The sequence below is a fragment of the Olsenella absiana genome, from assembly GCF_036408855.1.
GTDB classification, from domain to species: domain Bacteria; phylum Actinomycetota; class Coriobacteriia; order Coriobacteriales; family Atopobiaceae; genus Olsenella_K; species Olsenella_K absiana.
On sequence record NZ_JAZGJQ010000003.1, the window covers coordinates 21,408 to 43,034 of the forward strand.

The window sequence follows — 21,627 nt, forward strand, 5'->3', positions numbered from 1 at the left end:
CCGCGCGGCCTCCGCCTAGGACCTGAAGTGGTCCCGCGCGAAGCCCAGGCGCTGGACGGCCTCGAGGGTGCCGAGGTAGGCGCCCTCGCGGTTGCGCACGGCCATGTAGCGCACCAGCACGGGCTCGCCGTCCTTCTCCATCCAGACGTCGACGGAGTCCTGCTCGCCGCTCCTGAGCGCGCCGATCACCTGGCGCACCATCTCCTGGACCTTGGGGGGATGGCAGCTCCAGACCTCGCGGCCGAGCGCGGACTCGGGCCGCTTGAAGAGCTTCTTCTCGCCGTCGTCGTTCCAGTAGCGGTTGATGTCGGCGTCGTCGACGAAGGTCAGCTCCAGGGGGATGGTGTTGAGAAGGGCGTCGAGCTGGGCGGCGCTCATGCTGCCGGTGGGCAGGCGAACCTCGCCCGGCACCGCGCTGCCCGCGGCGGCTGCGCCTGCGCCCGTGCCTGCGCCCGTGGCGGCTGCGGCGCCCGCGCCCGTGGCGGCTGCGGCGCCCGCGCCTGCGCCCGCGGGCGCGACGTCCTTCTCGCCCAGGGTCGCCGCGGCCCTCTCGGCGCGCCTGTGGCAGAACTCCTCGCCGGCGCCCCAGGTGCCCGCGTCCTCGACGAGGCACAGGTCGTAGCCTTTGAGGTCCGCGTACATCTGCAGCCACTCGTCGCCCGTGAAGTTCTGCGCGCACAGCGGCAGCAGGATGTTGGCCTCCTTGTAGACCATCTCCTCCGCGCGGGTGAGGACGGCGTCGAGGCGCCCGGCCCAGGCGTCGTCGCGCTGCTGGGCGGAGGCGAGGGTGCCGAACTCGGCACGGATCTCGTCGTCGACGCCCCACATCACGTCCGCGGGGCCGGAGTAGCCGTGGCGCACCTTGAGTACGGGGTAGAGGAGGTCGCCCTTCTTGGCGTAGTGTATGCCCAGCTTGCGGAGGGTGCGCAGCTCGTCGTCGAGCGCGGGCGTGCCGACCGCGGCGCGCGTGCGGGCGAGCTGGTCGGAGATGGCCTGGTTCTCGATCGAGAAGACGTGCATGGGGTGGCCGGGCAGGTTGCAGAGGAACCTCGTGTTGAGGTCGGCCGCGCCCTGGGAGACGGAGCTCATGACCGCCTCCTCGGCGTTGGCGATCCGCTCCTCGCGGGTGGCGCCGTGGAAGAGGGCGGAGTGGACGTCGCAGAGGCGCTGAACGTCGGCGATCTTGGTGCCGCCCTCGATGAGCCCCTGCTCGGCACGGGCGATCTCGCCGGCGTCAACGTCGCTGAAGTTGGCGACGAAGTCGGCGCGCACGTCCTCGAGCGCCTCGCCGGCGGAGAGGCGTGCGACGTAGCTCTTGAGGAGCTCGGCGCGACCCGCCTCGTCGAGGGTGGCCGGGCCCGCGGCGGCGCTGGCGGCCGGGCCCACGGCGGCGCTGGCGGCGCTGGCGGCCGGGCCCGCGGCGGCGCTGGCGGCCGGGGCGGGGGCGGCACCCGCAGCACCCGCAGCACCCGCGTCCTTCTCGCCCGCGGGGGCTCCCTCGGGCACGGCCCCGGTGACGGAGAAGCCCGCCGCCTCGAAGGCGGCGACGGCGTCCTCGAGGCTCACGCCCTTGATCGAGCAGCCGCGCGGCACGGTCATGACGCGGCCGACGGTGTTGAGCGCGGCCGGCTTGGTGATGTCGGTGAATCCGAGGCCCGCCATGACCTCGACGAACCCAGGGTGTTCCTGGGCCAGGTCGTGAACGCTCCTCGTGAGGTCGAGTGTCTCTGCCATGGCGTGCTCCTTGTCCGGGACGCGACCGTCCGTGGCCCTGGCATCCCAGGTCGTGTGGCCGGCTGGCGTCCCCTCGTCGGTTTCCGACGTCAAGGATACGTAAGTAAGGCTAGGCAAACTGTTGTCACGGACACATTCACAAAAAGCTACTGTGAAACTAGCATTTAAGAGGGGCTGAGAAGGACATGGGGCCTGCGATGCCGCGTTCCGCGGGCGCGGGGGGGCGCGGGCGCGGGGGTACCGCGGGCGCGGGGGTACCGCGGGCGCGCGCCTCACGAGATGCGCCGCCCGCGCGCGTCCGGGAACGGGAGGGCGCGCGACTGGCAACGGCACGGCTGAGGACGAGAGTTACGCACGGTAGAAATCGGAGTCACAAAAGCCCAGTTAATTACAATAAAAAACTAATATAAACAACAGCTGTGCGTAATTAGGGGCGAGCCCTCCCGCGCGATCCCGGGAGGGCGGACGCGCGGGGCTGGTTCGGCGGCCGTCCAAGTGGTAGCCGGATGCCTCGACGAGTCGCCCTTCCGTGCGCCCCGACCTCCGGCGGGCTTCGCCCTCCGCCGTGCACTACGCGCCTTAAAACCCCAGCTACCAGGCGCGACAGTTCCGGTGTCGTGCCGGACGCGCCGTCGCAAGCTATGCTTTCTTGCATGAAGCCTTCGCCCGGTCGAAGCTGGGCCCAGTAAGGAGGGGGACGAATGGAATTCGGCGAGAGGGTGAAGGCCGTGCGCATGGGCGCCGGCCTCACGCAGGAGCAGTTCGCGTCACGCATCGGAGTGACGCGGCAGGCGGTCTCCAACTGGGAGAACGGCCGCAACCTGCCCGACATCGAGGTGGTCATAGCCATCTCCCGGACGTTCGGCGTCTCCCTCGACGAACTAATACTGGGAGGACAGGACATGGGACGTGAGAAGGACGCGAAGGCCGAGAAGGACGCGCTGGCCGAGAAGGACGCGCTGGCCGAGAAGCTCATCCGCGACGGTGCCGAGGGCAGGTGGATGCGCATGAGCCTCGCGATGTCCGTGGTGGGCGCGCTGCTCATCGTGGTCGCGACCGTGCTTGCCGTCGTGGCCGAGAACTCGGTTGCCTACGTGGACTCGAGTGGCGTGCTGCACGAGGACTTCTGGCTTGTGCCCGTGAGCTACGCGTGCGCGGCGGCCGGGGTGCTCGTGGTGCTCGCGAACTTCGTCGCGCAGCTCAGGCGCAGGAAGCGCCTGACGGGCTCGTACAAGCCGATGGGGAGGTAGGTGCTCAGGCGCACGAAGGTCCCGCTAGGGAAGCGTGCGACGGGCACGGGGTCGGGGCGTCGGACGGGATCCGGCCCCGGCTCCCAGTCCCGCGCCGTAGTCCGCAGTTAGGCCTGTTTCGCCTGCGCCTCCTGGCAGGCCGGGCAGACGCCCGTCAGGATGGTGCTCGCAGTGACGCCGGCATAGCCCGTCGCGCGCTGCACCGAGGCGCAAAGGTCGGTCTCGTCTGGCACCGAGACGTCCGTCACGTTGCCGCAGACGGAGCAGACGAGGTGCGCGTGGTGGTCGCGTCGCCGGTCGAAGCGCTCGCCACCGGGGGTCTTCACCGAGAGGATCTCGCCGGAGTCGGCGAGGAGGTGGAGGTTGCGGTAGACGGTGCCGCGACTTATGTGGTCGTCCTGCTCGCGCACGTGCAGGTATATCTCGTCGGCGGTGGGGTGGTCGCAGAGCTCCCGCACCGCCTCGAGCACCAGCTGGCGCTGACGCGTGTTCCTTCTCTCCATGTCAGGCTCCCTGTTCTGACGGGGCCGGCGAAGCCGCCCCGCACTTCTCTCATGCCTCAATGGTACCCAAAGCCGCTTCAGGATAATAGGACTACATATCAATAATATACCCCTCCCAACCCCATCGCCCGTGCACTGGCCCCCGCCCGGCCCCGCCCCGGGCGCACGCCGGGGCGACCCGAGGAAATTCTCCCGAATTCCCCCTTGCAATCACGCCACCAATAACGATAATAAGACTCAGTACGAATAAAGAGGTGCCAAAGAGGCGCCACGACAGCAAAGGAGCGTCACATGTCCCTCATCAACAAGGAGATCGGCGAGTTCTCCGTCCAGGCCTTCCAGAACGGTGAGTTCAAGACCGTCACCAAGGCGGACGTCCTCGGCAAGTGGGCCCTGTTCTTCTTCTATCCCGCCGACTTCACCTTCGTCTGCCCGACCGAGCTCGAGGAGCTCGCGGAGAACTACGACGCCTTCAAGGCCGAGGGCTGCGAGGTCTACTCCGTCTCCTGCGACACCCACTTCGTCCACAAGGCCTGGCACGACGAGTCCGAGCGCATCTCGAAGGTGGGCTACCCCATGCTCGCCGACCCCGCTCACGTTCTCGCCGAGGACTTCGAGGTCCTGATCGAGTCCGACGGCCTCGCCGAGCGCGGCGCCTTCATCGTCGACCCCGACGGCAGGATCCAGGTCTACGAGGTCACCGCCGGCGGCATCGGCCGCAACGCCAAGGAGCTGCTGCGCCTGGTCCAGGCCGCCAAGTTCGTGCGCGAGCACGGCGACCAGGTGTGCCCCGCCAAGTGGCAGCCGGGCGCCGAGACCCTGAAGCCCTCCCTGGACCTGGTCGGCCAGCTCTAGGGAACCCCTAGGGGAGAAGGACCCGAACCACGGGGCCCGCCGCCAGCCGGCGGGCCCCTGCGATGCCGCGAGGCGGAGAAGGAGGAATGGCATGAGCGAGAAGGACGACGGGCGAGTCTACGATGCGGTCGTGGTGGGCGGAGGCCCCGCGGGGCTCACGGCGGCCCTCTACCTCGCCCGCGCGCGGTACCGCGTCCTGGTGGTCGAGCGCGAGCGCTTCGGCGGCCAGATAACCATCACCTCGGAGGTCGTGAACTACCCGGGCGTGCTATCGGCGAGTGGGGCAGAGCTCACGGACACCATGCGCCGGCAGGCCGAGGCCTTCGGCGCGGAGATGCTGCTCGCCGACGTGGAGTCGCTCGACCTGTCGGGCGACGTGAAGGTGGTGCGCACCTCGCGCGGCGACGTTCGCAGCCTCGCGGTCCTTCTCGCAACCGGTGCCTCCCCGAGGAGCGCGGGCTTCGCGGGGGAGGAGGAGTTCCGCGGGCACGGCGTTGCCTACTGCGCTACCTGCGACGGCGAGTTCTTCTCGGGCCGGGAGGTCTTCGTGGTGGGCGGTGGCTTCGCGGCGGCCGAGGAGGCGGTCTTCCTCACGACCTACGCCTCGCACGTGACCGTCCTGGTGCGCGGCGACGGCTTCACCTGCGCCAAGGCTACGGCGGACGCGGCCCTGGCGAACGAGAGGGTCACCGTGCTCACCAACGCGGAGCTCGTCTCCGTCGAGGGCGACTCGGTGGTGCGCCGCGTCCGGTGGCGCGACCTCGCGACGGGCGAGGAGAGCGTGTACTCGTCGGCCGACGGCGGAGCGGTGGGCGTCTTCGTCTTCGTGGGCTATGCACCGGCGACTGCGCTCGTGTCCGGCCTGTGCGAGCTCGACGAGCGGGGCTACGTCGTGACCGACGACCGGCAGATGACGAGCGCGGACGGCCTCTTTGCCGCCGGCGACGTCTGCCAGAAGCGGCTGCGCCAGGTCGCAACCGCCGTCGGCGAGGGCGCGGCCACCGCGACCGAGATGGAGCGCTACCTCAAGGCGGCGCGCGAGCGCACGGGGATCGTGCCCGTCCAGCCGGCGAGCCGCGTGCGTGCGGGTGTAGGCCAGCCGGCGGCCCCCGCTGCCGCCCCGGGCGCGTCCGGCCCCGTCGCGGCCGCGGGCGGCGTGGTCGCGGCCTCCGCGGCCAGCCCTGGCTCTCCGATCGACGCCGAGATGGCCGAGCAGCTCCAGGCGGTCTTCTCGCGCATGGACGCCCCGCTCGTCCTGCGCCTGCACCTCGACGGCGGCGACGTCTCGGCCGAGCTTGCGGCGTACATGCGCGCGCTCGCCGCCCAGACGGACAAGCTCACGGTGGAGGAGGCGGACGCCTCCGCGGACGACGCGTCCGAGCTGCCCTTCGTCGAGGTGGTGCGCGCGGACGGCACGCCCTCCGGCCTCGCCTTCCACGGCGTGCCCGGCGGCCACGAGTTCACCTCGTTCGTGCTGGGGCTCTACAACACCGCCGGCCCGGGTCAGCCCGTCGCCGAAGCCGACCGCGCGGCCATCGCCGCCATCTCGCGACCGGTGAGCCTACGGGTCCTCGTGGGGCTCTCCTGCACCATGTGCCCGGACGTGGTCGTGGCCTGCCAGCGCATGGCGGCGGACAACCCCCTGGTAACCGCCGACGTCTACGACGTCAACCGCTTCCCCGGCCTGCGCGAGCGCTACTCGGTCATGAGCGTCCCGTGCCTCGTGGTGGAGGACGGCGCGGGTGAGCGCGTGAGCTTCGGCAAGAAGGGTCTCTCGGAGATCCTCTCCCTCGTAGGGTAGCCGACGTGGCTCGCAGGCGGGCACCCGCGCCAAGCGGGCGCCCGCCGTCTGCTGCACCGAGGTGTCGGAGAAAAGAATAGTCTCCTAGTACTATTTCGTTCTGATACCTTGTTAGTCGTCGGGAGGCTGCACGTCCCTGAGGGTGCCTGCACGTATCGCTGGAGCCAAGGTCTCGACGAGGGTTCGTCTGGGTCGTCCTACTGGAGAGCATATGAGAACAACGAGAAGGGCGTGCGCGCTCGCCCTCTTGGCAGTCGCCGGTCTCGTGCTGGCGCTCTGCCTGTTGCCGACGGGCGCCGTCGCCGAGGTGGTCGCAGGGGCCGGCATCGACGCTGCGGACGGCACCGCGGACATAACGGCTGCGGAGGGCGTGGCCGTAGCCGAAGCCGCGACTGCGGGAGACGAGGCCACGACGCCGGCTGCGACCAGCGAGGGCGAGGTGGCGACCGAGGACGTCTCTGCCGAGACCGCCTCGGGCGGCTCCGGCACGGTGCAGATTCAGTACGACGAGAAAACCGAAATCCACTACGTGCCCGACCCCGAAAGCGCCAGCGGCCGCATCATCCTCTACTGCATGAACAACCAGTCGCACTGGCCGCATACCACGCCGAGCATCTCCAACGTGCCTTCCTACATCGAAGGCTATCTGACGCCGCAAAAATTCAAGTCCCAGGCCGACTACGATGCCTGCATGGACAAGCTCCTCGCCATCCTCTACGCGGGCTACCCCTACAACGGCATGAACATGTACACCGTCGTCGACTCGACCACGGGCATCTCCGCGGATGCCTTCAACGCCCTGCTCAACCCGCCAAGCTGGATCAGGTCAGACTTCCCCGACTCCATCGGCGACACGGTGTTCTCCTACAGCGACTACCCGGACAACACCGCAAACCTCAACAAGCTCAGCCAGTTCGTGGCGGATGAGCTCTTCAACTACTACTTTACCGGTGCCACGACCCCCTCCGGACACACGTCGGCGGAGATCCGCGCCACGCCCTTCTACCAGGCAGCGGTCGCCATGGCCTATGCCACCGACAACGAAACGCCGCTCAAGTTGTGGGACCGGAACCACTCCGACGCCGATACGGTGACCGAGTCTGAGGCCTACAACGCTACCCAGTACGCCATCTGGGCCGTGCTCGGCGACTACGGCATCGAGAACAATTCGCTCACCTCGAAGAGCGGCGAGGTCACGCAGAAGGCGCTCGCCGTCAAGCTGCTCAACTATGCCACCGCCGACCAGGTCCTGCGCGCCGAACCCGATGCGGGCAACGTGAAGATCACCGGCGACAGCCAGTTCGTCTACGACCCCGAGTACGGGGTGTGGAAGACAGGCACGCTCTCGGTGACCGAAGGCAAGAACTACTATGGCACGTACACGCTCACGCTCCCCTCGGGCGTGTCGGCTCACAAGCCCGATGGGACGCCGATCACGAAGGTGACTGCCGGAACGAGCTTCTTCCTCGCCTCGACGACGAAGCCGACTGCGACCGATATGGAGATTACGGCCTCCGACACGCTCACCTGGCTGCAGGAGTACCGCCAGTACTCGCCCCACCCCGAAACCTACACCGCCTCCGACGGCAAGAACTTCCAGCACATGATCGGTGCGGTCATCAAGCAGAAGCCGGTGAGCGCCACGCTGCGGCTCGCTCCTGCGAACGAGGGCAGCCTCACCGTCTCCAAGTCGGTGGTGGGGGAGACGAACTCCACAACCGCCTTCACCTTCACGGTCACGCTGGGCGATACGAACATCAACGGCACGTACGGTGACATGAGCTTCACGAACGGCGTGGCAAAGGTCACCCTTAAGGCCGGCGAGAGCGCAAAGGCCGAGCATCTGCCTGCGGGGACGACATACACGGTTGCCGAAACGTCGAATGCGGATTATGCGTCTACCGCGACGGGCACCTCGGGCGCGATAGCCAAGGACGCAACCGCTACGGCTGCCTTCACCAACACCCGTCTCTACAAGCTTACGCTGAGCAAGACCGTCTCGGGCCAAGCGGCCGACGCCTCCCAGCCCTTCACCCTGAAGGTCACGCTGAAGGACGCGAATGGCACCCCGCTTTCCGGCGAATACGACTACACGGGCGGCAGCGTGTCCGGTTCGGGCGCCACGGCCCCGGCCGACGGCAAGATCGCGTTCGGCGCCGACGGCACGGGCTCGGTGACGCTGACTGCCGGCCAGCAGGTCACGATCGCGGGCATCCCGTCCGGCACCACCTACACGGTGGAGGAGACCGCGAGCACCGCGACCGATGCGCCGCTCTACGACGCGACCTATAACGGAAGCTCCAAGCCGGCGTCCGGCGCGCTCTCCGCTGACGCCACGGTCGCCGTGAACAACGCCATCAAAGAGGGTTCCCTCTCCGTGACCAAGCACGTGAAGGGCGAGGTGGGTTCTACCCGCGAATTCACCTTCACCGTGGAGCTGGGCGGCTCGGGTGCCCATCTCTCCGGCACCTATGGCGAGATGACCTTCGACGACGGCACGGCCACCTTCACGCTCAAGGACGGCGAGACCAAGACCGCTTCGGCCCTGCCTGCCGGTGCAACCTACAAAGTGATTGAGGAGTCGAACGGCGACTACGTCACCTCGTCCGAGAACGCCGAAGGCACGATCGCCAAGGGCAAAACGGCGCAGGCGACCTTCACCAACACGCGCGGTGCGGTCACGCTGCCCCTCTCGGGCCAGGCAGGCTTTGGCGTCACCTATGCCATAGGCCTCGGCGCGCTTGCCGCTGCGGCGGCATGGACGCACATCCGTCACCACGCAGCCGAGAAGGGAGGCGATGGCCGTGACTAAGTCCATCTCGCGCACCATTGCAATCTGCATCGCGACCGCCCTGGCAGTCTGCGTGTTCGCGCTCTGCTCGCCCGTCCGCGCGCTCGCGGAGGGCGGGACCGGCAACCTCACCGTCACCGCAACCGATGGCGCGTCGACCGCGCTTGACGCCTACAAGCTCTTCAAGGCAGACGTGAGCGATGCCGCGAGCGGTCACAAGATCCTCGCCAACGTCAAGTGGGCAAGCGATGCCGCCGAGAGGGCCGTCACCTCCGCCATCAAGTCCGTCGACCAGTCCTACAGCGGCACCACCGCGCAGGACGCTGCCGACTGGCTGAACGAGAACGTCCAGAGCGACGCGGCCTCCGCGCCAACGGCCTCCTCCGTGCCCGCCGCCATAGCGCGCTCGCTCGCGGGCGACGCGCCCACGGCGAACGTTACCGCAGGTACGCGGGCGACGCTCGATGAGGGCTACTGGCTCCTCATCGCCAATGGCGACTCCGTGGGCGCCGGCCAGTCCGGCACCGCGGCGATTCTCGTTGTTGTGGGCGGCGCGGACGTCACGGCGACAACCAAGACCTCGGTGCCCACGGTCGAGAAGAGCGTGCTCGAGGACTCGAGCAACAGCTGGCAGAAGCAGGCCGACGCCACCGTGGGGGACGAGCTCGACTGGCGCCTTGCTGCCACCGTTCCTGTGAACCTCTCGCCCGACTCCGCCTACAAGACGTACTCGATCACCTTCCATGACGAGCTGTCCTCCGGCCTTGAGCAGCCAAGCGACGTGCACGTGTACATTGCTCCGGCGGGCGCCTCGCCATGGGCGAAGGGAACCAAGCCCGGCGACGGTTGGGTCGAGCTGGACGAGAAGGAATACGTAACACGCCCCGCAGGCGAGAACGGATCGACCTTCGATGTCGATGTTGCCGACCTCATCGCCTCCGCATCCAGCCACGGCGTCTACGCCGACCTGGGACTTGAGGCCTGCGTGGTCTACGACGCACCGCTTGTGCAGGACGCGGAGCGCGGAGCGGCGCACGGCAACCCCAACACGGTGACGCTTCGCTATCCAAGCACGCCGTACTCGGAGACGCAGGCTAAGACGCAGGAGGACGAGGCCATCGCCTACACGTGGGACCTCAACCTGTTCAAGCGTGACGCCACGAGCGAGGCTACCCTGGCTGGCGCCGTGCTGCGCGTGACCGACGACCGCGGGTACCACCTCACGCAGGACGGCACCTGGACCACGGACGACGCCACCGTGACCACTGACGAGAACGGCGCCATTGCGGTGCGCGGCGTCGACTCCGGCACCTTTAAGGTTGAGGAGGTCCAGGCTCCCGAGGGTTACGCGTCCTTCTCGGGCGCACCCTCCATCACGCTGACCGTAGGGCTTGATCCCCAGATTCTCCGCTCGACCAGTGACGAGCGCCTTTCGGCTGAGTTGCCCTTGAGGGCCGACAGCTTTGACAAGGACTCCGGTGAGGCTGATGTCTCGGTGCTCAACGGCACCACGGCCGTTCCCTCGAGCGACAAGCCCGCGCCTCGCAGGCCGGGTGGCTCTTCTCCGTTCACCGGGGACCCAACGTCGTACCTGCCTGCCATCTGCCTTGCAGTGGTCGGTGCGGCTCTGATCGTGTTCGCGATCCGGCGAAGGAAGGGAGATCCAAAGCGCCGGCCCTAATGCCGGAAGCCACCACGGTTTGCATGGGAGACGGGATAGGTTTATGTGACCTGGGCGAAGCGCCCGAAGGTTAGAGAGGAAAGACCATGAGGAAGCACAGTATCGCACGCATGGCGGTAACGGCCGGCCTGGCGCTCACGATGGCCCTCGGCCCGGTCGCGGCACCGGTCGCAGCGTTCGCGGCAGACGGGACGGCGACCCAGGGCGACATCACGATCAAAGCGAACACGCATGTCTCGTCGGATACCACGACGCTGTTGGGCTATCAGCTCTTCAAGGCGGACGTTGCCGACCAGACGGTGGGCGCCACGACGTCCAAGGCGGTGTCAAACATCGTCTGGGGCAGCACCCAGGCCCAGACGGCTGTCGAGGCCGCGATCAAGGCCGTCGAGCCCACCTACGCGGGCACGTCCGCGCAGGATGCAGCCGACTGGCTGAGCGAGCATGCGTCTGGGTCGGGGTCGGCCACCGTTGTCGATGCCGACGATGCGTTCGGCAAAATCGCCGCCGCCATGCGCACGGCGGGTGCGACTGCGACCACGATTAAGCCCGACACCAAGGCGACGCTCGATGAGGGCTACTGGCTGTTCGTGACCGACAGTGACACGACGGACGGCCTGATCGATAAGGTGGGTACCGCCCCCATCTACGCGGTGGTCGGCGGCAGCGCAGTGACGGTCGACCAGAAGTCGAGCCTGCCCACCGTAAGCAAGTTCATCAAGAACGACGCGACGGGCTCCGACTGGGCAAAGGTTGCGGACTCCCAGATCGGCCAGAACGTCGACTACAAGCTCACGGGCACGGTCGCCACGGCGCTTGCGAGCTACGACACGTACTACTACTCCTTCAAGGACGTCCTCGACTCGGGGCTTTCGGCTAATAAGGACTCGGTCAAGGTCATGGTGCAGAACCCGGCAACGGGGGATGCCGCCCAGACCGAGACCCAGGTGCGCGCCGATGACTACACCGTCGCTCTCGATTCCGCCAAAAACACGCTCACCGTTACCATCAACGACCTCAAGTCGGTGAAGGATACGAAGGACAACGCTATCTCCATCACGTCCAATTCCGTGGTGAACGTGTACTACACGGCCAAGCTCAACAACAAGGCAATGGTTGCCAGCAAATCCAACGACAACACGGTGACGCTCACGTACTCCAACAACCCGGGTACTAACGATCACGGCGACACCACGCCGGCGACGGTGCGCGACTACACCTACCAGCTCATGCTCATGAAGGTCGACAGTTCGGATAACTCCAAGGGCCTTCAGGGCGCCAAGTTCACCATCCAGGCCACCGGTGCCGACGAGGGCGGCGACGCGAGCAAGAAGTACGTGCAGCAGGATGGCACGCTCGGCGATACGGCCTACGAGTTCACGTCGGGCGCCGACGGCAGCATCTCGGTGAAGGGGCTCGACGCGGGCGAGTACACGGTCGTCGAGACCCAGGCTCCCGATGGGTACAACACGGTGCCCAGCTTCACCTTCCAGATCTATCCCGTTTACAAGGAGGCCACGGGCGATATCGACACGATTCGCGTCCAGACCTCGAACGCCAACGTGTCCGACATCAACGTCTATGACGGCGTGGTCGACCTGGTTGTCAAGGACAAGGCGGGCATGAGCCTGCCCCTCACCGGCCAGGCGGGCATCACCATCACCTGGATCGCTGGCGGTGCCGTTCTTGCCCTGGGCATCACGCATCTCGTCCGCTCCCGCAAGAACGCCGAGGATAGTGCGGAGTAGCGTGGCTGCCGGTACGTAGCGCAGGTTGCAAAGGTTGGCAAGTCGTGGGCCCCGCCGCGTGCGGGGCCCATCTGGTGGGGAGGCGCGTGTGGGCACGCATGCCAAGCACGACGAGAGGCGGCGTCGGCTGCCGCGGTGGGCGGACCGGCTCATCACCGTGGGCCTCATCCTTCTCGGCGTGGGCCTCATGGTGTGGCCGTGGGTGGTAGATGCGCTCGAGGAGTACGGCGTGGGCGCGACCATCTCCGAGGTGTCGGCGCGTGTCGACTCGATGCCGTCGGGGGAGAGGCAGTGGTACCTCGACCAGGCGCGCTCCTACAACCAGGTGCTCGCCGGCGAGGAGCCGGACCTCGACCCCGCGGACATCGTCGACTACTCCAGGCAGCTCACCTACGACCGCGACCCCATGATGAGCTGGGTCGAGATTCCCTCCATCGACGTGAGCATGCCCATCTACCACGGCACGAGCGAGTCCGCGCTCATGGCCGGCGTCGGGCACCTGGAGGGCACGAGCCTGCCCGTGGGCGGGGCGTCCACCCACTGCGTCATCACCGCGCACTCGGGCATGCGGAACCTCCGCATGTTCGACGACATCCGCCAGCTCGTCCCGGGGGACCTGGTCCTTCTCCACACCATGGGGGACACCTACGCCTACCGCGTGACGTCCTCGGAGGTGGTGTGGCCCGACGAGGTCTCCTCGCTCGGGATCGCTCCGGGCGAGGACTTGCTCACCCTCGTGACCTGCACCCCCTACGGGGTGAACGACCATAGGCTCCTGGTGCACTGCGAGCGCACGGATTACGAGCCCGAGGAGGCCGAGGAGCAGGCGGCCGTCACGGAGCGCCACTGGGGCGCGCGCGAGTGGGCCGTCGTCGTGGTGGCCGCGGCGCTCGCCGGCGTCGCCGTGGACGTGGTGGTCCACCGTCGTCGCAAGGCGCGCCGGCGGGGCTAGGCCCGGCCCAGGGGAGGGGGCGGCACGGGGCCGGGCCCGGCGGGCGCACGTCCTTCTCGGACGTGAACGCGGCGCGACGCGGGTGCGACCCCCTTCCCCCGCGAGTCGCGCCTACCCGACGAGTGACGCCACGTTGATGCCCGTCACCACGACGCCCGTGGCCACCAAGAGCGCGTTCGTGAGCCGCGAGTTGGCGAAGGCGCCCATCACGCGCCTGGAGCTCGTGAGCCGGATCTGCGTGAAGATGGTGATTGGGAGCTGCAGCGAGAGTAGCGCCTGGGAGAGCACCAGGCCCTGGAAGGTGTCGCGCACCAGCAGGCACGCCAGGGTTGCCACGGCCATGCACAGCGCGACGCCCGCCGAGGAGTGCCGGTCGTGGATGTCGTACTCCTCGCCGAACATGCCCGCGCTGATGGTGCCAGCCGCCATTCCGGCGGTGACGGAGGAGGAGAGGCCGGCCAGCAGCAGCGCGATGGCGAAGATGGTCGACGCCGCGGGCCCCAGGATGGGGGAGAGCGTGGCCGCCGCGGTCGCGAGGTCGTCCACGACGACGCCGTGCGAGAAGAACGTCGTGGCGGCGAGTATCACCATCGCCGAGTTTATCGCCCAGCCGATCCCCATGGAGAAGAGCGTGTCGAAGAGCTCGTAGCGCAGTCGCTCGCGGACGACCTCCTCGCCCTGCTGCTCGTAGTGGACGCTCTGGATCACCTCGGAGTGCAGGAAGAGGTTGTGCGGCATAACGACGGCGCCCAGGACGCTCATCACGATGGCGGTCGAGCCCGCGGGGAAGCTCGGGGTGACCCAGGAGGCGGCCGCCTGCGGCCAGTCGACGCTCACCAGGGCGAGCTCGACGAGGAAGGCGATGCCGATCAGCGAGACGAACGCGATGATCCAGCGCTCTATGCGCTTGTAGGAGTTGGTGGCGAGCATGGCGACGGAGGCCGCACCCACGAGGAGGCTGCCGACGCGCACCGGGAGGCCGAAGAGCATCTGGAGCGCGATCGCGCCGCCGAGGACCTCGGCCAGTGCGGTGGCGACGGTCGCCGCGTAGGCGGTGGCGAGGATGGCTGTGCCCAGCCAGCGCGGGAGGTGCTTGCGCGTGGCCTCGGCCAGGCAGTCTCCGGTGGCGATGCCGATGTGTGCGGCGTTGTGCTGCAGCAGGATGAGCATCAGGGTGGAGAGCGTGACCACCCACAGGAGGCCGTAGCCAAACTGCGAGCCCGCCGCCATGTTCGACGCCCAGTTGCCCGGGTCGATGAACCCGACCGTGACCAGCAGGCCGGGTCCGATGTGCCTCAGGATCTCGAGACCGCCGTGGCCCCCGGTCCTCTTTGCGCCGTAGCGCGCCGCCAGCTCCTCGCGAACGTCCATGTCTCGTCCTCGCTTCCTAGGCGCCCCCGGCGAAGAGGTCCGTAGCCCATGCAGGCCCGCCGCACGCGGCGGGCCTGGGCCCATCCGAGCCTTCGGCGGGGGTGCCCCGTTATTATCAGTAACATGTATCATTATTCACTATAGTGCCGTGGCATATGCCGAGAACGGCAAATCAGCGCGGCGTGGTGCGGGCGTGTACCATCGAGGCTGTGGCGCGCGGTTCGGTCCGGCGCGCACGGGGACGGGAGGGGATGCCATGACGCTGCAGCAGCTCCGCTATGTGGTCGAGGTGGCCACGGCGGGCTCCATCACCGAGGCTGCGCGCAGGCTCTTCGTCGCGCAGCCGTCGCTCTCCAAGGCGGTCTCGGAGCTCGAGGCAGAGATGGGGATCACCATCTTCGAGCGCTCGAGCAAGGGCGTTGTGCCCACCGAGGACGGCACGCGGTTCCTCTCGTACGCGCGGCAGGTCGTCGAGCAGGCCGCCCTCCTCGAGGCCCAGTACAAGCACGGCACCCCGCCGCGCCGCGTCTTCGGCGTCTCGAGCCAGCACTACGCCTTCGTGGTCAACGCCTTCGCCGAGCTGGTGCGCGAGCACGGCGAGAGCCGCTACGAGTTCAGCCTGCGCGAGGGGACCACCTTCGGCACCATCGAGGACGTGCGCCTGCAGCGCTCCGAGCTGGGCGTGCTCTATCGGAACGACTTCAACCGAGAGGTGCTCACCAGCGCCATCCGCGATGCCGAGCTGCGCTTCGAGCCGCTCTTCGAGGCCCGCGAGCACGTGTTTGTAAGCCGCGCCAACCCCCTGGCGGCGCGCGCGTCCGTGACGCTCGCGGACCTGGCGCCCTATCCGCGCCTCTCCTACGACCAGGGCTCGCGCAACTCGTTCTACTTCGCCGAGGAGCCCCACATCACCGAGCAGGTCGACAAGGCCGTCGTCGTCACGGACCGCGCGACCCTCTTCAACCTGCTCATTGGACTCGACGGGTACACGGTCTCCTCGGGCATCCTGAGTGCGGACCTCAACGGCGACGAGATCGTCGCGGTGCCGCTCGCGGACGGCGGAACCATGGAGCTGGGCTACATCCACCAGCCGCGTCGGCCCCTCTCGCCCATGGCGGAGCGCTACCTCGAGCACCTGAGCGCCTACGTTGCAAAGTACATAGCCTCTGGCTATAGCAAGCAATAGCGCATCGATAGTTCCTTTGGCTTCTCACAAGGGGCACCATATCTGGTGTCAACGACAGGAGAGAGGTAGCCCCATGAGCATTGCATATGACAAGAAGACCCCGCATCGCTTCGACGTGGTCGGTAGCTTCCTCAGGCCCGCGCGCCTGAAGCAGGCCCGTGTCGACTGGAAGGCCGGGCGTATCTCGGCCGAGGAGCTCACGGCCATCGAGGACGAGTGCGTCCGGGACCTGGTCGCAAAGGAGAAGGCCGCCGGCCTGGGCGTGATCACCGACGGCGAGTTCCGCCGCGAGACCTGGCACCTCGACTTCATGTGGGCGTTCGACGGCGTGGCGCACAAGCCCACCGAGACCGGCCTGCCCTTCCACGACGAGGCGGCAAAGATCGACGACACCTACCTCACCGGGAAGATTGCCTATAGCGGCGGCCACCCGTTTATCCAGCACTTCCGCTTCGTCCAGGCGCTCGAGGACGAGAAGTGCGTGGCCAAGCTCACGATCCCTGCGCCTGCGCAGTTCTATGAGCAGTTCGCGATGCCCTTCAACCTCGAGGCCACGCGCCGCTACTACGAGACGGACGAGGAGCTCGCCGATGACGTCGTGGCGGCCTACCGCGCCTTTATCGCCGACGTGTATGCCGCGGGCTGCCGCAACCTGCAGTTCGACGACTGCTCGTGGGGCATGGTCGTGGACCCGCACGCCGAGCAGTTCTTCGGTACGGACGCGGCAGGCCTCGAGCGCGTGAAGGAGGCCCTGCTCGACGTCAACAACCGCGCACTCGAGGGGCGTCCCGCCGACCTCACGGTGAACACCCACGTGTGCCGCGGCAACTTCCACTCCACCTGGGCCTGCGAGGGCGGCTACGACGACGTGGCAGACTTCCTGCTCGCCCGCGAGGACGTCGACGCCTTCTTCCTGGAGTTCGACGACGCGCGCTCGGGCGGCTTCGAGCCGCTGGCCAAGGTGCCGGCGGGCAAGAAGGTTGTGCTGGGGCTCGTCACGACCAAGAGGGGTGCGCTCGAGGACCCCGAGGCCATTGTCGCGCGCATCCGCGAGGCGGAGAAGTACGTGCCGCTCGAGAGCCTGTGCCTCTCGCCGCAGTGCGGCTTTGCGTCGTGCGAGATTGGCAACAAGCTCACCGAGGACGAGCAGTGGGCGAAGGTCGCCCTCGTACGCGAGGTTGCCGAGCGCGTCTGGGGATAGGCCGCGTGGGCCCGGGGCCAGACGTTGCCGCGGCGGCGTCCGGCCCGCGGTGGCGTCCGACCACGTGGGCCCGTCCGAAAGTGCCCTCTCATGGCGCCCCCTCGTCTGGGAGGATGGGGCGCGATGTGGGCGCACTGGCCCTCGCGGTCGGGCGCTCGAAGCGAAACTACGCACGGTTGTACTTAAGGTATCTGAAATGCCTGCAAATCCACAAACCTAAACTCAGTCGTGCGTAATTTCACGCTCAAGGCTACTCGCTGTTCCTAGTGGGAGGTCGAAGAGACGACTGGCGGGGCCAAGGAATCCAGGTGGCCGAGCCGCGCCGGCCTCCCGAAGAGCCGCGCCGGCCTTCCGAAGAGCGTGGCGCGTGCTGTCCACCAGATCCCAAAAAGGGCCAAAACAAAAAGGGCCATAAAGAGGCGAGCCCCGCGTTATTGTCGCCCAGGATGGGTACACATAAGTAAGGTTAGGTAAACATACGTGTGGACGAGGGGACGAGAACTCGGCCCCGTCCGACGACGAAACGAAAGGTTGCACACCATGAGCACCATCGAGAAGGTCCACGCGCGAGAGGTCCTGGACTCCCGCGGCAACCCCACGGTCGAGGCAGAGGTCACGCTCGCGGACGGCTCCGTCGGCAGGGCCATCGTCCCCTCGGGCGCTTCTACCGGCGAGTTCGAGGCCGTGGAGCTGCGCGACGGAGATGCCGGCCGCTACCAGGGCAAGGGCGTCGAGAAGGCCGTCGCCCACGTGAACGGCGAGGCGCGCGAGGCGGTTCTCGGCCTGGACGCGCGCAGCCAGCGCACCGTCGACGCCGCGCTCGTCGAGGCCGACGGCACCCCCAACAAGGGCAAGCTCGGCGCCAACGCGATTCTGGGTGTGAGCCTGGCAACCGCCCGCGCGGCAGCGCAGTCCGCGGGCCTGCCGCTCTACGCCTACCTTGGCGGCCCCAACGCGCATACGCTGCCGACGCCGATGATGAACATCCTGAACGGCGGCGTTCATGCCGACAACAACGTGGACTTCCAGGAGTTCATGATCATGCCCGTCGGTGCTCCCGACTTCCACACCGCGCTGCGCTGGTCGGCCGAGGTCTACCACACCCTGAAGGGCGTGCTCAAGGACGCGGGCCTCTCCACCGGCGTGGGCGACGAGGGCGGTTTCGCCCCCGACCTCAAGACCAACGCCGAGCCCTTCGAGTACCTCATGAAGGCAGTCGAGAAGGCGGGCTTCAAGCCCGGCGAGGACTTCGTCTTCGCCATGGACCCCGCCACGAGCGAGCTCTTTGACGCCGCCACCGGCACCTACGTCCTCAAGGGCGAGGGCCGCACGCTCACGAGCGCCGAGATGGTCGACTACTGGGACAAGCTCGTCTCGTCCTACCCGATCATCTCGATCGAGGACGGCCTTGCCGAGGAGGACTGGGACGGCTGGCGCCAGCTAACCGAGCGCCTCGGTAGGCGCGTGCAGCTGGTGGGCGACGACCTGTTCGTCACCAACACCGCCCGCCTCTCGCGCGGCATCGAGCTGGGCGCGGCAAACGCGCTGCTCGTAAAGGTCAACCAGATCGGCACCCTCACCGAGACCCTCGAGGCCATGCAGACGGCGCAGCGCGCCCGCTACGCCACGATCGTCTCGCACCGCTCGGGCGAGACCGAGGACACCACGATCGCCGACCTGGCCGTGGCGACCAACGCGGGCCAGATCAAGACCGGCGCGCCCGCGCGCTCCGACCGCGTGGCCAAGTACAACCAGCTGCTCCGCATCGAGGAGGAGCTGGGCGACGCCGCCGAATACGCCGGCCGCTCCGCGTTCTACAACATCTCGCGCGCATAGAAGAACTCGGAGCAAGGCTGGCGGGCTAGGGACATCTGGCAGGCTAGGGACATCCGCGGCTTCTACGTAGACGCAACGCGGCGGTGCGGGGCAAGCCCGCACCGCCGCGCTCTTCTCGCCCGCGCCTGCCAGGCGAGCGCCCGGGGAGGCTAGTCCGTGACGTCGCTGTCGAGCGCGGCGCGCACGGTGTAGTCGGGGAAGGCATCCTCGACCTCGCGCACGATCTGGTGGAACTCGCCTTGGCGGTCGGGCGACTCGAAGGCGATGATCACGTCGAACTCGAGCAGGTGACGAGCCTCGTCCACGTGGAAGCCGTGGAACTGCAGCACGTGGTCGTGGCCCACGACGATGCGCCTCACGCGTTCGCGCATGTCGGCGACGGCCTTGCTGGTGTTCCTCGAGTAGATGCCCACGGCCGCGATGATGACCTGGCCGTCCGTGCGCTCGAAGACGTGCTGGGCGATGCGCCGCTCGAGCTCGTCGACCTCCTCGGCCGTGGTTGTGTCGGGGACTTCGACGTGGACCGACCCGACCCTGCGCTCGGGCCCGTAGCTGCTGAGGATGAGGTCGTAGACGCCCAGGACGCGGTCCTCCTCGGCAATGACGCCCTTGACCTTCTCGGCGAGCTCCGGGCTCATGCGCTCGCCGAGGATCTGGCTGAGCGTCTGCCAGAGCATCTCGAGGCCGGCCTTCGCGATGAACGCGGAGATGACGGCGCCGACCCAGGCCTCAAGCGAGATGCCGAACGCCAGGTAGACCAAGGCGGCACCCAGCGTGGACACGGAGAGCACCGCGTCCGAGAGCGCGTCCTGGCCCGAGGCCACGAGCGAGTCTGCGTTGACGCGTCGGCCGACCGACTGCACGTGGCGGCCGAGGAGCACCTTGGCAACGACGCCGGCGGCGACCACGACCAGCGCGGCGGCGGAGTAGTCCGGCGTCTCGGGCGAGATGATCTTCTGCACGGACTCCACGCCGGAGGTGATGCCGGCGTACAGCACGATGACCGAGATGACCATCGCCGTGAGGTACTCGACGCGGCCGTAGCCCATGGGGTGGCGCTTGTCCGGCGCGCGTCCGGCGAGCTTGGTGCCCACGATCGTGATGACCGAGGAGAGCGCGTCGGAGAGGTTGTTTACGGCGTCGAGGGTGATGGCGATGGAGTTCGAGAGGACGCCCACCGCGGCCTTGAACCCGGCGAGCAGCACGTTGGCCACGATGCCGAGGATGCTGGTGCGGACGATGGTCCTCTCGCGGTCGGTGGTCGGGATGGGCGAGGGCGCCTTGCCCTTCTTACGTCCGGGCGCGGGTGCCTTGTCCCTCTCGTTGTCCTCCGTGTTCATGATGCTCATTCCCCGTCCTCTCCTTTCGTCTGCGCGCATGTGCCGGTACCGCCCGCCCCGCCGCCGCGGACCTGGGTGAGCACCTTGACCAGGAGGCGCTTGAGCTCGACGGCCTCCTCGGGAGAGAGGTGCACGTGGCAGGCCATCTCCGGGGGGACGGAGGCGGCGCGGTCGCGGAGGGCGCGGCCCTCGGGCGTGAGGCTGACCTCGAGGACGCGGGCGTCGGCGACGCTCCTCTCGCGGGTCACGTAGCCCCGGTCCTCGAGCTTCTTGAGGACCGGCGTGAGCGTGCCGGAGTCCAGGTAGAGCCTCTCGCCGAGGCTCCGCACGCTCGTCACCTGCTCCTCCCAGAGAACCATCATGCAGAGGTACTGCGTGTAGGTGAGGCCGAGGGGGGCGAGAAGAGGCTGGTAGCTGCGCACGACCTCCTTGGAGCAGGCGTAGAGCGGGAAGCACAGCTGGTTGTCGAGGAGGAGCGCCTCACAGGAGGGGTCGTCGCGGGAGGCGGCGGCCGCCCCCTCGGCGCCCGGGGCGCCGGGGCCGGTCGGCCCCAGGTCCTTCTCGGACGTCGCGCCCACTAGAGTTCCGCCTCGATTGCGCGCTCGACCTCGGCCATGTCGGCGGTGGGCTCGAAGCGCGCCACGAGGTGGCCGTCGCGCGCGACGAGGAACTTGGTGAAGTTCCACATGACGTAGGCCTTGTCGCCGTACTTCTTGTTGTTCATACGGGCGAACTTCTCGAGTGCCTTTGCCTTGATGCCGCTGCCGAAGCCCTGGAAGGGGCGCTCCGTCGCGAGCGCGGCGAAGAGCGCATCGGCGGTGTCACCGTTCACGTCGAGCTTCTTGAAGCGGGGGAACTCGGTGTTGAACTTGAGGGAGCAGAACCGGTTGATCTCCTCGTCGGACTCGGGCGCCTGGTCGGCGAACTGGTTGCAGGGGAAGTCCAGGATCTCGAAGCCCTGGTCGCGGTGGGCGGCGTAGATGCGCTCGAGGTCCTCGTACTGGGGCGTGAAGCCGCAGCCGGTCGCTGTGTTCACGACGAGCAGCACCTTGCCGTCGTAGTCGTGGAGGCTGACGGCGCTGCCGTCCTGCGCGGTCACGCTGAAGTCGTGGTAGTCCACGGTCTTGTCGGATGCCATGGTGGCTCCCTCCTCCGGGCCTCGCCCGGCGCTTGGTTACGCGTCCAGTATGCGCCGACGCGGAGGGTGCGCTTGCAAAAAGATGGGACACAACCGATTGCACACAATGAGATTGTGGAACGGGGGCACGGCTCGCGCCGCCTGGGGGAGCCCGGGTGGTCGCGGGCTCCGCGGTGAGGCCGGCTGGGGGAGAAACTCGGGGGGTCGCGGGCTCCGTGGCGCGGGTGATGGTAGGCTACC

Annotated in this window: 16 protein-coding genes; 10 read left to right on the plus strand and 6 right to left on the minus strand. The window is 67.9% G+C overall.

Annotated elements, in window-relative coordinates; all coding sequences use genetic code 11:
- Window positions 1-15 precede the first annotated feature (15 nt).
- Window positions 16-1,734 carry a DUF438 domain-containing protein gene (locus VXJ25_RS03515; RefSeq protein ID WP_330957837.1) on the minus strand — a complete coding sequence of 573 codons (1,719 nt, stop codon included), beginning with the start codon at window positions 1,732-1,734 and terminating at the stop codon, window positions 16-18.
- A 701-nt stretch (window positions 1,735-2,435) separates the two neighbouring features.
- Here VXJ25_RS03515 and VXJ25_RS03520 point away from each other — a divergent pair.
- The gene (locus tag VXJ25_RS03520; protein WP_330957838.1) at window positions 2,436-2,984 is read left to right on the plus strand and encodes a helix-turn-helix domain-containing protein; all 549 of its coding nucleotides are present in this window, start codon (window positions 2,436-2,438) and stop codon (window positions 2,982-2,984) included.
- A gap of 107 nt (window positions 2,985-3,091) precedes the next feature.
- Here VXJ25_RS03520 and VXJ25_RS03525 read toward each other — a convergent pair whose 3' ends face one another.
- Window positions 3,092-3,487: a Fur family transcriptional regulator gene (locus VXJ25_RS03525; RefSeq protein WP_330957839.1), complete on the minus strand. Its 396-nt coding sequence runs from the start codon at window positions 3,485-3,487 to the stop codon at window positions 3,092-3,094.
- A 291-nt stretch (window positions 3,488-3,778) separates the two neighbouring features.
- On the opposite strand from VXJ25_RS03525, the gene ahpC reads away from it, so the two are divergent.
- The 6 genes from ahpC (at window position 3,779) to VXJ25_RS03555 (ending at window position 13,315) form a co-directional block, all read left to right on the plus strand.
- On the plus strand, window positions 3,779-4,342 hold the full coding sequence (ahpC, locus tag VXJ25_RS03530) for an alkyl hydroperoxide reductase subunit C (RefSeq protein WP_330957840.1): 564 nt from the start codon (window positions 3,779-3,781) through the stop codon (window positions 4,340-4,342).
- 91 nt (window positions 4,343-4,433) lie between these two features.
- Entirely contained in the window at window positions 4,434-6,143 is a 1,710-nt protein-coding gene (locus VXJ25_RS03535; protein ID WP_330957841.1) for an FAD-dependent oxidoreductase, read from the plus strand.
- Between the two features lie 247 nt (window positions 6,144-6,390).
- On the plus strand, window positions 6,391-8,955 hold the full coding sequence (locus tag VXJ25_RS03540; RefSeq protein WP_330957842.1) for a DUF7601 domain-containing protein: 2,565 nt from the start codon (window positions 6,391-6,393) through the stop codon (window positions 8,953-8,955).
- Entirely contained in the window at window positions 8,942-10,615 is a 1,674-nt protein-coding gene (locus VXJ25_RS03545; protein ID WP_330957843.1) for an isopeptide-forming domain-containing fimbrial protein, read from the plus strand. Before VXJ25_RS03540 ends, VXJ25_RS03545 begins: the two co-directional genes overlap by 14 nt.
- 86 nt (window positions 10,616-10,701) lie before the next feature.
- On the plus strand, window positions 10,702-12,363 hold the full coding sequence (locus VXJ25_RS03550; protein ID WP_330957844.1) for a SpaH/EbpB family LPXTG-anchored major pilin: 1,662 nt from the start codon (window positions 10,702-10,704) through the stop codon (window positions 12,361-12,363).
- A gap of 88 nt (window positions 12,364-12,451) precedes the next feature.
- Window positions 12,452-13,315: a class C sortase gene (locus VXJ25_RS03555; RefSeq protein ID WP_330957845.1), complete on the plus strand. Its 864-nt coding sequence runs from the start codon at window positions 12,452-12,454 to the stop codon at window positions 13,313-13,315.
- Window positions 13,316-13,426: 111 nt separating this feature from the next.
- On the opposite strand, the gene VXJ25_RS03560 is transcribed toward VXJ25_RS03555, so the two are convergent.
- Complete coding sequence (locus VXJ25_RS03560; protein ID WP_330957846.1) at window positions 13,427-14,686, minus strand: Nramp family divalent metal transporter; 1,260 nt, start codon at window positions 14,684-14,686, stop codon at window positions 13,427-13,429.
- Window positions 14,687-14,942: 256 nt separating this feature from the next.
- On the opposite strand from VXJ25_RS03560, the gene VXJ25_RS03565 reads away from it, so the two are divergent.
- The 3 genes from VXJ25_RS03565 (at window position 14,943) to eno (ending at window position 18,909) form a co-directional block, all read left to right on the plus strand.
- A complete protein-coding gene (locus tag VXJ25_RS03565) occupies window positions 14,943-15,872 on the plus strand; it encodes a LysR family transcriptional regulator (RefSeq protein ID WP_330957847.1) in 930 nt (309 codons plus the stop codon).
- A 73-nt stretch (window positions 15,873-15,945) separates the two neighbouring features.
- Entirely contained in the window at window positions 15,946-17,073 is a 1,128-nt protein-coding gene (locus VXJ25_RS03570) for a 5-methyltetrahydropteroyltriglutamate--homocysteine S-methyltransferase (protein WP_330957848.1), read from the plus strand.
- Between the two features lie 540 nt (window positions 17,074-17,613).
- On the plus strand, window positions 17,614-18,909 hold the full coding sequence (gene eno, locus VXJ25_RS03575; RefSeq protein WP_330957849.1) for a phosphopyruvate hydratase: 1,296 nt from the start codon (window positions 17,614-17,616) through the stop codon (window positions 18,907-18,909).
- 149 nt (window positions 18,910-19,058) lie between these two features.
- Here eno and VXJ25_RS03580 read toward each other — a convergent pair whose 3' ends face one another.
- The 3 genes from VXJ25_RS03580 to VXJ25_RS03590 are packed head-to-tail and all read right to left on the minus strand — an operon-like array spanning window position 19,059 to window position 21,387.
- A complete protein-coding gene (locus tag VXJ25_RS03580; protein ID WP_330957850.1) occupies window positions 19,059-20,258 on the minus strand; it encodes a cation diffusion facilitator family transporter in 1,200 nt (399 codons plus the stop codon).
- The gene (locus VXJ25_RS03585; protein WP_330957851.1) at window positions 20,255-20,827 is read right to left on the minus strand and encodes a MarR family winged helix-turn-helix transcriptional regulator; all 573 of its coding nucleotides are present in this window, start codon (window positions 20,825-20,827) and stop codon (window positions 20,255-20,257) included. The genes VXJ25_RS03580 and VXJ25_RS03585 overlap by 4 nt, the downstream gene beginning before the upstream one ends.
- On the minus strand, window positions 20,827-21,387 hold the full coding sequence (locus tag VXJ25_RS03590) for a glutathione peroxidase (RefSeq protein ID WP_330957852.1): 561 nt from the start codon (window positions 21,385-21,387) through the stop codon (window positions 20,827-20,829). Before VXJ25_RS03590 ends, VXJ25_RS03585 begins: the two co-directional genes overlap by 1 nt.
- Between the last annotated feature and the right edge of the window lie 240 nt (window positions 21,388-21,627).